Raw genomic sequence first — 14,384 nt, forward strand, 5'->3', positions numbered from 1 at the left:
ACGTATTTTGTAAAAGAAGAGGTGAGAAATCTTTCTTTGTGGTACGTTTCAATTTATAATAGCAAATGGAAGGAGAGTGCTTATGTCTTTAACAAATGAACAACAAGAGCGATTTCAAATTTTGCTCCAGCAGTTGCAAATACCAGACGACCTTATAAATCAATATTTACAAGGCGGTGGTATTGAAAGGCTCGTTATTGATAAAGCGAATAAAAGTTGGCATTTTGATTTACAGGTGCCACGTATTTTGCCTACAGAATTATATGAATTGCTAGAAACAAAGCTTAAGCAATCATTTTCTCATATTGCAAGAACAACATTTGCATTAGAAACAGAGAATAAACAATTTACAGAAGAAGAAGTGAGGGCGTATTGGCCGCTTTGTACGGAACGAATTACATTTTCACCTATGTTCGCATACTTAAAGAAGCAGCTTCCGCAGGTGAATGGAGTGAAGTTGCTAATAAATGTGAATAACGAGCTGGAGTCTACTGCTTTAAAGAAAAACGTTGCGAAACCAGTAGGGGATCAATACGAAGTTTTTGGATTCCCTCGTTTTCAGTTAGACACACATATACAGCAAAATACAGAAGAAATGCAAAAGTTTCGTGAACAAACGCAGCAAGAAGACCGCGAGCGTGTTATACAAGCTATGGAAGAAATGGCGAAGAAGCAAGCTGAAGAAAGCAGCGTTGTGTATGAAGGACCGATTACACTCGGGTATCTTATTAAGCCAGATGAAGAGATTACACCGATGCGAGAAATTCAAGATGAAGAAAGAAGAAAAACGGTTCAAGGATATGTCTTCCATGTAGAAACAAAAGAGCTTCGTAGTGGACGTACGTTATTAACTTTAAAAATAACGGATTATACGGATTCTATTATGATCAAAATGTTTTCGCGTGACAAAGAAGATATTCCAATGTTGCAATCCTTGAAAAAAGGAATGTGGGTGAAAGCGCGTGGTTCTGTTCAAAACGATACATTCGTTCGAGATTTAGTAATGATTGCAAATGATATTAATGAAATAACAGGACCGTCTCGTAAAGATAAAGCACCAGAAGGCGAAAAACGAGTAGAGCTGCATCTCCATACTCCGATGAGTCAAATGGACGCTGTCACTCCAGTTTCTAAGCTTGTTGCTCAAGCTGGTAAATGGGGACATGAGGCTATTGCGGTTACAGACCATGCCGTGGCTCAGTCTTTCCCAGAGGCGTATTCTGCGGGGAAGAAGGCTGGAGTTAAAGTTATATATGGTGTAGAAGCAAATCTAGTTAATGATGGTGTACCGATAGCGTATAACGAAGCGCATCGTTTACTTGCAGAGGAAACGTATGTTGTTTTCGACGTTGAGACGACAGGTTTATCAGCTGTATACGATACAGTCATTGAGTTGGCTGCCGTAAAAGTAAAGGGTGGCGAAATTATTGATCGCTTTGAATCTTTCGCAAATCCGCATCAACCATTATCAGCGACGATTATTGAATTGACAGGTATTACAGATGATATGTTAACTGATGCACCTGAAGTGGACGAAGTGTTTAAAAAGTTTGAGGAATGGATGGGCGACCATACACTTGTTGCTCATAACGCGAGCTTTGATATGGGCTTTATTAACGTAGGTTTTAAAAAGGCTGGACTAGAAAAAACGAATAACCCCGTTATTGATACGTTAGAACTTGCACGATTCTTATTCCCAGAAATGAAAAATCATCGATTAAATACGATGTGTAAAAAACTTGATATTGAATTAACACAACATCACCGTGCGATTTATGATACAGAAGCGACGGGATATTTACTTGTGAAAATGTTGAAAGACGTAATTGAAAAGGGATTTGAATATCACGATCAATTAAATGATAGCATGGGACAAGGGGATGCGTATAAGCGTGGCCGTCCAAGTCATATGACGTTACTTGCCACATCAGATGTTGGATTGAAAAATTTATATAAACTTGTTTCATATTCTCACCTTAATTACTTTTACCGTGTACCACGTGTGCCGAGGTCACTATTAAAAAAATACCGTGAAGGAATTTTAGTAGGAACGGCTTGTGATAAAGGTGAAGTGTTCGAGGCGATGATGCAAAAGGCACCTGAAGAGGTAGAAGAAATTGCCCAGTTCTATGATTACATTGAAGTAATGCCTCCAGAGGTGTTGCGTCATTTAGTAGAACGTGAACTTGTTCGAGACGAAGGTCAATTAAAAACAATTATTTCTAACTTAGTAAAACTAGGTGAGACGTTAGATAAACCAGTTGTTGCTACAGGAAACGTGCATTATTTAGACCCTGAGGATGCAATGTATCGTAAAATTTTAGTCAGTTCGCAGGGCGGAGCCAATCCGTTAAATCGACATTCATTACCGCCAGTACATTTCCGTACAACTGATGAAATGTTAGAATGTTTTTCATTCTTAGGTGAAGACAAAGCGAAAGAAGTTGTTGTAACAAATACACAAAAGATTGCGTCATTAATTGGTGATGTGCATCCAGTAAAAGACGATCTATACACACCGAAAATTGAAGGTGCTGATGATGAAACGCGTGATATGAGTTATAAAATGGCGCGTAGCATTTATGGTGAAGAGCTACCGGAAATTGTAGAAGCACGTTTAGAAAAAGAATTAAAAAGTATTATTGGGCATGGATTCGCCGTAATTTATTTAATTTCACATAAGCTTGTGAAAAAATCGTTAGTAGACGGATATCTAGTAGGTTCGCGTGGATCGGTAGGGTCATCATTTGTTGCAACGATGATGGAAATTACAGAAGTAAACCCATTACCACCACACTATGTATGTCCGAAGTGTAAGCAATCAGAATTCTTTAATGATGGTTCTGTAGGTTCTGGTTTTGACTTACCAGATAAAGAATGCCCTGCTTGTAATATTCCATATGTAAAAGATGGACATGACATTCCGTTCGAAACGTTCCTTGGATTTAAAGGAGATAAGGTACCCGATATCGATTTGAACTTCTCCGGGGAATACCAACCACGTGCCCATAACTATACGAAAGTACTGTTCGGTGAAGACTATGTATATCGTGCAGGAACGATTGGTACAGTTGCGGAAAAAACTGCTTACGGATATGTAAAAGGTTATGCAAATGATCATAACTTAACGATTCGAAATGCAGAGATTGATCGCTTAGTAGCAGGGTGTACCGGTGTAAAACGTACAACAGGACAGCATCCAGGCGGTATTATCGTTGTGCCAGATTACATGGATATCTTTGATTTCTCACCAATACAGTATCCAGCTGATTCAATTGGTGCTGAATGGAGAACAACGCATTTTGATTTCCACTCGATTCATGATAATTTATTGAAACTTGATATACTAGGACACGATGATCCGACCGTTATTCGTATGTTACAAGATTTAAGTGGTATTGATCCGAAAACAATCCCAACGGATGATCCAGAAGTAATGAAAATTTTCTCTGGTCCAGAATCGTTAGGGGTAACGGAAGAACAAATTAACTGTAAAACAGGTACACTTGGTATACCAGAGTTTGGTACAAAATTCGTAAGACAGATGTTAGAAGAGACAAAACCGACGACATTCTCAGAGTTAGTCCAAATTTCTGGACTATCACATGGTACCGACGTATGGCTTGGTAATGCAAACGAGTTAATTTATAACGGTACATGTACGCTGAGCGAAGTTATCGGTTGTCGTGATGACATCATGGTATATTTAATCTATCAAGGTCTAGATCCATCATTAGCCTTCAAAATCATGGAGTCGGTTCGTAAAGGTAAAGGTGTACCGGAAGAATGGGAAGAAGACATGAAAAATAATAATGTACCAGGTTGGTATATTGATTCATGTAAGAAGATTAAATACATGTTCCCTAAAGCCCATGCGGCTGCTTACGTACTTATGGCTGTACGTATCGCATACTTTAAAGTACATTTTGCACTGTTATTCTATGCCGCATATTTTACAGTTCGTGCAGATGATTTTGATGTAGAGGCAATGGCGAAAGGTTCAGCATCTATACGTGCAAGAATTGATGAAATTGCTCAAAAGGGACTCGATGCTGCGCCGAAAGAGAAGAGTTTATTAACGGTACTAGAAATGACACTTGAAATGTGTGAGCGTGGATACTCATTCCAAAAGGTGGATTTATACCGCTCACATGCAACAGAATTTATTATTGATGGAGATACATTAATCCCTCCATTTAATGCAGTACCTGGTCTTGGCACAAACGCAGCTTTAAGTATTGTAGAAGCACGTAAAAATGGAGACTTCTTATCAAAAGAAGACTTGCAACAGCGAAGTAAGGTTTCGAAAACAATTATTGAGTATTTAGATAGCCAAGGTTGTTTAGGAGACTTACCAGATCAAAACCAGTTATCACTGTTCTAGTAGGTAGGAAAAGTCTTTGCAAATCAACATTTCCTATGATATACTATTAACCGAGATAACCATGTCATGTATATTGTGTAAAGAAAAGAGTGGGGAAACCCACTCTTTCGTGTTACTATCTATGTTTTATCTACGTAGATAGGTAAAAGATTTCTGTCGTATATACATATTTTGTTACAAGTTTTACTTCTTAAATTTGGTAATACTAAGACAGATAATCCCTGCTGAACAGCAGGGGCTTTTGTTAGCTAACGAGAAAGAATAAGATAGACCGTTTTTAAATTGGCGGGGTCTTCTTCTTTTAAATGGTACATGACGGCAGGAAGGAGGCTGTTTATGGATAAGAAAGTCACAGAAGTTGTAGAAGCATTTGCGCAGCCGATCGTTGAAGAGTTAAATCTTGAACTTGTAGATGTAGAGTATGTGAAAGAAGGACAAGACTGGTTCTTACGCGTATTCATCGATTCTGAAAAGGGAGTCGACATTGAAGAATGCGGTGCGGTAAGTGAACGTTTAAGCGAAGCTTTAGATAAAGAGGACCCAATTCCTCATCTTTACTTTTTGGATGTATCATCTCCTGGAGCGGAACGCCCATTAAAGAAAGAAAAAGACTTCCAGCAAGCGGTAGGAAAACAAGTGGCAATTAAAACATATGAGCCGATTGATGGTGAAAAGATGTTTGAAGGAAAACTGCTTTCTTACGATGGTACAACAATAACATTATTATTAACAATTAAAACACGTAAAAAAGAAATCCAAATTTCGATGGATAAAGTCGCAAATGCGCGACTTGCTGTTACGTTTTAGTTAGAAGGGGGATCTTCATGAGCACTGAGTTATTAGATGCTTTGCTCGTATTAGAATCTGAAAAAGGCATTAGCAAAGACATTATTATTGATGCGATTGAAGCAGCTTTAATCTCTGCTTATAAGCGCAATTTTAATCAAGCACAAAACGTTCGTGTGAGCTTTAACCCAGAAGTGGGAACAATTCAAGTTTTAGCACGTAAAGACGTAGTAGACAATGTGTTTGATCCACGTCTTGAAATTTCTGTAGAGGAAGCAAGACAAATTAATCCAAACTACCAAGATGGTGACGTACTAGAAATTGAAGTAACACCAAAAGACTTTGGTCGTATTGCAGCACAAACTGCAAAACAAGTTGTAACACAACGAGTGCGTGAAGCAGAGCGCGGTGTTATTTACTCTGAGTTTAGTGATCGTGAAGAAGATATTATGGTAGGTATTGTACAACGTCAAGATGCTCGTTTCATCTATGTAAGCTTAGGAAAAGTAGAAGCTTTATTACCTGTAAGTGAGCAAATGCCTAATGAGCAATACAAACCACATGATCGTATTCGCGTATTCATTACGAAAGTAGAAAAAACGACAAAAGGACCACAAATTTACGTATCACGTACACATCCTGGTCTTTTAAAACGTTTATTCGAAATGGAAGTTCCTGAAATCTATGATGGAACTGTAGAAATTCGTTCTGTAGCACGTGAAGCTGGTGATCGCTCTAAGATCTCTGTATATGCAGAGAACACTGATGTTGATCCAGTTGGTTCTTGTGTAGGACCAAAAGGGCAACGTGTACAACGCATTGTAGACGAATTAAAAGGTGAAAAAATTGACATCGTTCGCTGGTCAAATGATCCAGTTGAATATGTTGCAAATGCATTAAGCCCATCACAAGTTGTTAAAGTACTTGTAGATGAAGAAGAAAAAGCGACAACAGTAGTTGTTCCAGACCACCAGCTATCATTAGCTATCGGTAAGCGTGGACAAAATGCACGTCTTGCAGCTAAATTAACAGGCTGGAAAATTGACATTAAGAGTGAGTCTGATGCGAAACAACTTGGTATTGTAACAGAAGAAGATAGCGTAATCGCATTTGGATTCGATTCAGTGGAAGACGAAATCGAATAGAGGTGATGAGTATGAGCAATCGAAAAGTTCCGTTACGAAAATGTGTTGCAACGCAAGAAATGAAATCAAAACGAGAGCTCGTTCGCATTGTTCGTTCCAAAGAGGGAGAAGTGTCCATTGATTTAACTGGGAAAAAATCAGGACGAGGTGCTTACTTGTCGAAGGACAAGGAGAGCATTCTTCAAGCTCAAAAGAAAAATGTTTTGGAACATCATCTAAAAGCGAAAATCGACGGTTCTTTATATGAAGAGCTTCTTGAGCTTGTTGAGAAGGAGTCGAAATAAGTGTCCGATTGGAAATCGTTTTTAGGACTAGCAAACCGGGCTCGGAAAATTATTTCGGGTGAAGAACTCGTTTTAAAAGAAGTACGAAGTGGTAAAGCAAAACTTGTATTGCTATCTGAAGATGCGTCAGTAAATACTACAAAACGCATCACAGATAAAACTACGTACTACAACGTACCAATGAGAAAGGTCGAAAATCGACAACAATTAGGGCATGCGATTGGGAGAGATGAGCGAGTCGTTGTAGCTGTGTTAGATGAAGGCTTTGCGAAAAAGCTGCGTAGCATGCTCGATACAAATTACCGGGGGTGAAGGTATGAGTAAAATTCGAGTGCATGAATATGCAAAAAAACATAATATCTCAAGTAAAGATCTTATGACAAAACTAAAAGAAATGAATATCGAGGTTTCGAATCATATGACAATGTTAGACGATGAAGTAGTAAATAAATTAGATAATGAATATCAAACTGAAAAACCTTCTGTTGCAGATGAGTTTGAAGTAGAAGAAAAAGTTGTTCGCAGTAAAAAGAACAGCAATAAGAAAAAGAAAAAAGGCAAAGGAAACGAAGACAAACGTCAAGAGAACTTTGCTGGTAGACAACAAACTCAAATTGTAGAAACACCAGATAAAATTACTTTCTCTGGAAGCCTTACAGTAGGAGATCTTGCTAAAAAATTAAGCAAAGAGCCATCTGAAATTATTAAGAAGCTCTTCATGCTTGGAATTATGGCAACAATTAACCAAGACTTGGATAAAGATACAATTGAGTTAATTGCTAACGACTACGGTATTGAAGTAGAAGAAGAAGTAATTGTGAGCGAGACTGAGTTTGAAACATTCATTGATGAGCAAGATGATGAAGAGAACTTAAAAGAACGTCCAGCTGTAGTTACAATCATGGGACACGTTGACCACGGTAAAACAACATTACTGGATTCTATTCGTAACTCAAAAGTAACTGCAGGCGAAGCGGGTGGAATTACTCAGCATATCGGTGCATATCAAGTTGAAGTAAACGATAAGAAGATTACATTCTTAGATACACCTGGTCACGCAGCATTTACAACGATGCGTGCTCGTGGTGCACAAGTAACGGATATTACAATCCTTGTTGTTGCAGCGGATGACGGTGTTATGCCACAAACGGTTGAAGCAATTAACCATGCGAAGGCAGCAGGAGTACCAATTATTGTTGCTGTGAATAAAATGGATAAACCAGCTGCAAACCCTGATCGCGTAATGCAAGAACTAACAGAATATGAATTAGTTCCAGAAGCTTGGGGCGGAGATACTATTTTCGTACCAATTTCTGCAATTCAAGGCGAAGGCATTGACAACTTACTAGAAATGATCCTTCTTGTAAGTGAAGTAGAAGAATACAAAGCAAATCCAAACCGCTATGCAACTGGTACAGTAATCGAAGCACAGCTTGATAAAGGTAAAGGAACTATCGCGACATTACTTGTTCAAAACGGTACGCTTCGAGTTGGAGATCCAATCGTTGTTGGAACTTCATTCGGACGTGTTCGTGCAATGGTAAGTGATATTGGTCGTCGTGTAAAAGTTGCTGGTCCATCAACTCCTGTTGAAATTACTGGTTTAAACGAAGTACCACAGGCTGGAGATCGTTTCATGGCATTCGCTGATGAGAAGAAAGCTCGTCAAATTGGTGAATCACGTGCACAAGAAGCGTTAGTTGCACAACGTGGTGAGAAATCTAAATTAAGCCTTGAAGATTTATTCCAACAAATCCAAGAGGGCGATGTAAAAGAAATTAACTTAATCGTAAAAGCAGACGTACAAGGTTCTGTTGAAGCGATGGCAGCATCACTTCGTAAAATTGATGTTGAAGGCGTAAAAGTTAAAATCATTCACACTGGTGTAGGTGCGATTACAGAATCTGATATCATTTTAGCTTCTGCATCTAATGCAATTGTAATTGGATTTAACGTACGTCCAGATGTGAACGCGAAGCGTACAGCTGAATTAGAGAACGTTGATATTCGTTTACACCGTATTATTTATAAAGTAATCGAAGAGATTGAAGCAGCGATGCAAGGTATGCTTGATCCAGAATTCGAAGAAAAAGTAATCGGTCAAGCAGAAGTTCGTCAAACGTTTAAAGTAACAAAAGTTGGAACAATCGCAGGTTGTTATGTAACAGACGGTAAAATTACGCGTGATAGTGGCGTACGTATTATCCGTGACGGCGTAGTAATTTTCGAAGGACAACTTGATACGTTAAAACGTTTCAAAGACGACGTAAAAGAAGTTGCACAAAACTATGAGTGTGGTATTACAATTGAGAGATATAATGATCTTAAAGAAGGGGACATCATTGAAGCGTACATTATGGAAGAAGTGAAGCGATGATTATCGCTTCACTCTCATTCGAGTGTATGATTTACGATGTGCATTCTTTAAAAGAGAAACGTGCAATTTTACAACGTGTGTTAACTCGTGTGAAACAGCGCTATAATGTAGCTGTTTCTGAAGTTGGGCACCAAGATGTATGGCAACGTACAGAAATTGCAATTGTTTCCGTATCCTCAAATCGTGTTATCTGTGAAAAAGAAATGAATCGTGTACTTGAGTACATCGATTCATTTCCTGAAATTGAACGTACAATAACACATTTGGAATGGTATTGAATGAGGTGAAGAGTTATGAAATTACGTGCGAACCGTGTGGGCGAGCAAATGAAAAAAGAATTAGGCGATATTATCAGTCGTAAAATTAAAGACCCACGTATTGGATTTGTTACAGTAACAGATGTACAAGTGAGTGGTGATTTACAAATTGCTAAAGTATATATTTCTGTTTTAGGTGACGAAGAACAGAAAGAAAATACTTTAAAAGGTTTAGCGAAGGCAAAAGGCTTTATTCGTTCAGAAATTGGCCAACGTATTCGTCTTCGTAAAACACCGGAAATTACCTTTGAGTTTGATGAGTCTATCGGATATGGTCATCGAATTGATACACTTTTACATGAAATTAATAAAGACGGTAAACGTGAAGAATAATGGATAGACATTTGTCTATCCATTTTTTCAATGCAAAATAAGTTTTGGATATTTAATACGAAAGAATTATGATGAGGTGAACATATATGGAAGGTGTAGTATTATTACATAAGCCAAAAGGCATGACATCACATGATTGTGTATTTAAATTAAGAAAGATATTGCGAGAAAAGAGAATTGGTCATACGGGAACATTAGATCCAGATGTAACAGGAGTATTACCAATTTGCGTTGGAAGAGCAACGAAAATTGCACAATTTTTAACAAGTGAAACGAAAACATATGAAGGTGAAGTAACATTAGGGTTTTCAACGACAACTGAAGACGCTTCTGGTGAGGTTGTTGAAACGAAAAATGTAGATCGTACTATTACTCGTATGGAAGTAGAGAAAGTCCTTGCGGAATTAACAGGCACGATTGAACAAATGCCACCAATGTTCTCGGCTGTAAAAGTAAATGGGAAAAAATTATATGAATATGCAAGAGCAGGACAAGAGGTGGAACGTCCAGTTCGTACAATTACAATTCATGAATTCGTATTACTTGATGATCGTGAAGTTTTTGAAGGAGAAAATATTTCATTCCGTTTCCGTGTAACGTGTAGTAAAGGAACATATGTAAGAACGTTAGCTGTAATGATCGGGGAGAAACTTGGTTTCCCATCACATATGTCTCACCTTGTAAGAACGGCATCTGGTGAATTTTTATTAGAAGATTGCATATCATTTGAAGAAATTGAAGAAAACGTGCAAAATGGAACAGTAGAGTCTATCTTCATTTCAATTGATGAAGCATTAAGTAAGTTTCCAAAAATGGTTGTAGATGAAAAGCAAGCAGAGAAAATAAAGAATGGTATGTTCTTAAAGAATGAATTAGAAATAACAGCACCATTTATTACAGTGTTTGATAAAAATGATCGTTGCTTAGCAATTTATGAACATCATCCGAAACATCCTGGCATGTTAAAGCCGATGAAAGTACTTGTGAATAATCAAGAACTAAAGCTATAATGAATTATTGGAAGGATTATTACAGAAAAAGGTGAATTCAAGCGTGAAACTTATTCATTTAACTCATCCACATGAACAAAATAAATTAGAATTACCACCTACTGTAATGGCATTAGGATTTTTTGATGGCATTCATTTAGGACATCAATGTGTAATTCGAACTGCGAAAAAAATAGCGGACGAACGAGGATATAAAAGTGCAGTTATGACATTTCATCCTCATCCATCTGTTGTTTTAGGGAAAAAGGATGCGCATGTGGAGTATATTACACCAATGCGTGATAAAGAAAAAATAGTCGAAAGCTTAGGAATCGATATATTATATGTGATTAAATTTGATGAATCATTTGCAGGGTTATTACCGCAACAATTTGTAGATGATTATATTATTGGTTTAAATGTAAAGCATGTAGTAGCAGGGTTTGATTATTCATATGGACGTTTAGGAAAAGGAAAGATGGAGACTTTACCATTTCATGCAAGAGGGGAGTTTACACAGACTGTGATTGAAAAAGTTGAATTTCAAGAAGAGAAAGTAAGTTCTACAGCATTACGAAAGTTAATTCGAAATGGCGAAATGGAGCAAATTCCATCTATTTTAGGTAGAGCCTATACTGTAGCGGGAACAGTTATACACGGCGACAAACGTGGGCGTCAAATTGGTTTCCCGACAGCTAATGTAGGTTTAAGTGATGAGTATTTATTGCCACCTGTAGGTGTTTATGCAGTGAGATTAAAAGTTCACGATGAATGGTACGATGGTGTATGTAATATTGGATATAAACCGACTTTTAAAGAAGATGAGCGTCAATTATCAATTGAAGTGCACTTATTTGAATTTAACAAAGATATATACGATCAAAATGTTACAGTAGAGTGGCATATGCGTATAAGAGCAGAAAAGAAATTCAACGGTATTGATGAGTTAGTTGAACAAATCGCAAAAGATAAGAAAACAGCACAAGAATATTTTATGAGCGAAAAGAATATACTTGCTTTTTCAAATGAAAAGTAGTATTCTATGTTATGTACTTTATGACAACCATTGCTTGGCATTGCGACTCACCGACGCTTGCTAGGTAATTGGGGGTTTAATTAATAGGAGGTGAAATAGGATGGCTTTAACACAAGAACGTAAAAATGAAATCATTGCACAATTTAGAACTCATGAGACTGATACTGGTTCTCCAGAGGTTCAAATTGCTGTCCTAACGGAGCAAATTAACACTCTAAACGAGCACTTACGTACTCACAAGAAAGATCATCATTCACGTCGTGGTCTATTAAAGATGGTTGGTAAACGTCGTAACTTACTAACTTACCTTCGTAATAGCGATATCACACGTTACCGTGAATTAATCACAAAGCTTGGCTTACGTCGATAGTCAAAGAAGCGGGAATATTCCCGCTTTTTTGTTAGGTAAAAATATATCTTCTACGCTTTATAGCTTACTTAATTTTAGGCAATACTAGAGGTAGAATATTGTGATATACTATCCATTTACATAGAAGAATTGAATACTTTAAATTGAGAGGGGTACTTAAATGAGTCAAGAAAAGCAAGTCTTCTCGATAGATTTAGCTGGTCGCCAGCTAACAGTTGAAACTGGTCAGCTTGCAAAACAAGCGAACGGAGCAGTATTAGTAAGATATGGCGATACAGCGGTTCTATCTACAGCAACTGCATCAAAAGAAGCAAAAAATGTAGATTTCTTCCCACTTACAGTAAACTATGAAGAGCGTTTATATGCAGTCGGAAAAATTCCTGGCGGTTTTATTAAGCGTGAAGGTCGTCCAAGTGAAAAAGCAATTTTGGCAAGTCGTTTAATCGACCGTCCAATTCGTCCGCTATTCGCAGATGGCTTCCGTAACGAAGTACAAGTTGTCAGCATTGTAATGAGTGTTGATCAAGATTGTTCTTCTGAAATGGCAGCTATGCTTGGTTCTTCATTAGCGTTATCGATTTCAGATATTCCATTTGAAGGTCCAATCGCTGGTGCGACAGTTGGCCGTATTAATGGCGAATTCGTTATTAACCCAACAGTAGAACAGCAAGAACAAAGTGATATTCACTTAGTTGTAGCTGGTACGAAAGATGCGATTAACATGGTTGAAGCAGGAGCAGATCAAGTACCTGAAGAAACAATGTTAGAAGCAATTATGTTTGGTCATGACGAAATTAAACGTCTAATTGCATTCCAAGAAGAGATTGTACAAGCTGTAGGTAAAGAGAAATCAGAAGTGAAACTTTATGAAGTTGACGCTGATCTTAACCAAGCTGTACGTGAAATGGCTGAAGAAGATATGCATTCAGCAATTCAAGTACATGAGAAACATGCACGTGAAGATGCAATTAACGAAGTGAAAAAGCGTGTTATTGAGCATTACGAAGCGCAGGAAGCTGACGCTGATACATTAGGACAAGTAAATGAGATTTTATATAAAATTGTAAAAGAAGAAGTACGTCGTCTTATTACAGTTGAAAAAATCCGTCCAGATGGCCGTAAAGGTGACGAAATCCGTCCATTAGCATCAGAGGTTGGTATTTTATCTCGTACACACGGTTCTGGTTTGTTCACTCGTGGACAAACACAAGCATTAAGTATTTGTACATTAGGTGCATTAGGCGATGTGCAAATTTTAGATGGTCTTGGTGTAGAAGAATCAAAACGCTTTATGCACCATTACAATTTCCCATCATTTAGTGTTGGTGAAACAAGACCAATGCGTGGACCAGGTCGTCGTGAAATCGGTCACGGTGCACTAGGAGAACGCGCACTTGAGCCTGTAATTCCATCTGAAAAAGATTTCCCATACACAGTACGTCTTGTATCTGAAGTTTTAGAATCAAATGGTTCTACTTCACAAGCAAGTATTTGTGGTAGTACTTTAGCAATGATGGATGCTGGTGTTCCACTTAAAGCTCCAGTTGCAGGTATTGCAATGGGTCTAGTTAAAACTGGTGAGCATTACACAATTTTATCTGATATTCAAGGTATGGAAGATCATTTAGGTGATATGGACTTTAAAGTAGCAGGCACAGCACAAGGTGTAACTGCACTACAAATGGACATTAAAATCGATGGTCTATCTCGTGAAATTTTAGAAGAGGCATTACAACAAGCGAAAGTTGGTCGTGTGCACATTCTAAATCATATGTTATCTGTTATTCCAGAGCCACGCACTGAATTATCAGCGTACGCTCCAAAGATTATTACAATGACAATTAATCCAGATAAAATCCGTGACGTTATCGGACCGAGCGGTAAACAAATCAATAAAATTATTGAAGAAACTGGCGTTAAAATTGACATCGAGCAAGATGGCACAGTATTCATTTCTTCAATAAACCAAGAAATGAACGACAAAGCTAAGAAAATTATCGAAGATATCGTTCGCGAAGTACAAGTAGGTGAAATCTACGAAGGAAAAGTGAAACGTGTTGAGAAATTCGGTGCTTTCGTTGAATTATTCAGCGGTAAAGATGGATTAGTTCATATTTCTGAACTTGCACTTGAGCGTGTAGGTAAAGTAGAAGACGTTGTAAAAATCGGTGATGTAATTACAGTTAAAGTTATCGAGATTGACAAGCAAGGTCGCGTAAATCTATCTAGAAAAGTATTGCTAAAAGAAGAGCAAGAAAAAGAAGCTGCTAAAGAAGAAAACAAACAAGAGCAGCAATAAGTAAAAGCCAGTTTAACTGGCTTTTTTTGTTATGTAAAAATATGATTTATATATATTTTTATGT

The 14,384-nt window shown here is 37.7% G+C and carries 12 protein-coding genes; all 12 read left to right on the forward strand.

Going from position 1 to position 14,384, the window contains the following annotated elements; all coding sequences use genetic code 11:
- Window positions 1-82: 82 nt before the first annotated feature.
- The 12 genes from IQ781_RS24365 to pnp all read left to right on the forward strand — a co-directional run bounded on the left by IQ781_RS24365 (window position 83) and on the right by pnp (window position 14,320).
- The gene (locus IQ781_RS24365) at window positions 83-4,384 is read left to right on the forward strand and encodes a PolC-type DNA polymerase III (RefSeq protein ID WP_000060005.1); all 4,302 of its coding nucleotides are present in this window, start codon (window positions 83-85) and stop codon (window positions 4,382-4,384) included.
- Window positions 4,385-4,720: 336 nt separating this feature from the next.
- On the forward strand, window positions 4,721-5,191 hold the full coding sequence (gene rimP / locus IQ781_RS24370) for a ribosome maturation factor RimP (protein WP_000359096.1): 471 nt from the start codon (window positions 4,721-4,723) through the stop codon (window positions 5,189-5,191).
- Window positions 5,192-5,208: 17 nt separating this feature from the next.
- Window positions 5,209-6,315, forward strand: a complete 1,107-nt coding sequence (gene nusA, locus IQ781_RS24375; RefSeq protein ID WP_000102604.1) for a transcription termination factor NusA — start codon at window positions 5,209-5,211, stop codon at window positions 6,313-6,315.
- 11 nt (window positions 6,316-6,326) lie between these two features.
- Complete coding sequence (gene rnpM, locus IQ781_RS24380) at window positions 6,327-6,599, forward strand: RNase P modulator RnpM (RefSeq protein ID WP_000071127.1); 273 nt, start codon at window positions 6,327-6,329, stop codon at window positions 6,597-6,599.
- On the forward strand, window positions 6,600-6,911 hold the full coding sequence (locus IQ781_RS24385) for a YlxQ family RNA-binding protein (protein ID WP_001286523.1): 312 nt from the start codon (window positions 6,600-6,602) through the stop codon (window positions 6,909-6,911).
- 4 nt (window positions 6,912-6,915) lie between these two features.
- A complete protein-coding gene (infB, locus tag IQ781_RS24390) occupies window positions 6,916-8,976 on the forward strand; it encodes a translation initiation factor IF-2 (protein ID WP_000036343.1) in 2,061 nt (686 codons plus the stop codon).
- Window positions 8,973-9,254: a DUF503 domain-containing protein gene (locus tag IQ781_RS24395; protein WP_000582363.1), complete on the forward strand. Its 282-nt coding sequence runs from the start codon at window positions 8,973-8,975 to the stop codon at window positions 9,252-9,254. The genes infB and IQ781_RS24395 overlap by 4 nt, the downstream gene beginning before the upstream one ends.
- A gap of 15 nt (window positions 9,255-9,269) precedes the next feature.
- Complete coding sequence (gene rbfA / locus IQ781_RS24400) at window positions 9,270-9,626, forward strand: 30S ribosome-binding factor RbfA (RefSeq protein WP_000776437.1); 357 nt, start codon at window positions 9,270-9,272, stop codon at window positions 9,624-9,626.
- An 86-nt stretch (window positions 9,627-9,712) separates the two neighbouring features.
- Window positions 9,713-10,636, forward strand: a complete 924-nt coding sequence (truB, locus tag IQ781_RS24405) for a tRNA pseudouridine(55) synthase TruB (protein ID WP_000399352.1) — start codon at window positions 9,713-9,715, stop codon at window positions 10,634-10,636.
- A gap of 43 nt (window positions 10,637-10,679) precedes the next feature.
- Window positions 10,680-11,651 (forward strand): bifunctional riboflavin kinase/FAD synthetase, encoded by a 972-nt coding sequence (gene ribF, locus IQ781_RS24410; protein WP_000766706.1) that lies wholly within the window; start codon window positions 10,680-10,682, stop codon window positions 11,649-11,651.
- 100 nt (window positions 11,652-11,751) lie between these two features.
- Window positions 11,752-12,021, forward strand: a complete 270-nt coding sequence (gene rpsO / locus IQ781_RS24415) for a 30S ribosomal protein S15 (protein WP_001229392.1) — start codon at window positions 11,752-11,754, stop codon at window positions 12,019-12,021.
- A gap of 160 nt (window positions 12,022-12,181) precedes the next feature.
- Window positions 12,182-14,320, forward strand: coding sequence for a polyribonucleotide nucleotidyltransferase (gene pnp / locus IQ781_RS24420; protein WP_000076737.1), 2,139 nt, complete (start codon window positions 12,182-12,184; stop codon window positions 14,318-14,320).
- Window positions 14,321-14,384 lie beyond the last annotated feature (64 nt).

This window comes from Bacillus sp. N447-1, assembly GCF_022701035.1.
Classification (GTDB): Bacteria; Bacillota; Bacilli; order Bacillales; family Bacillaceae_G; genus Bacillus_A; species Bacillus_A cereus.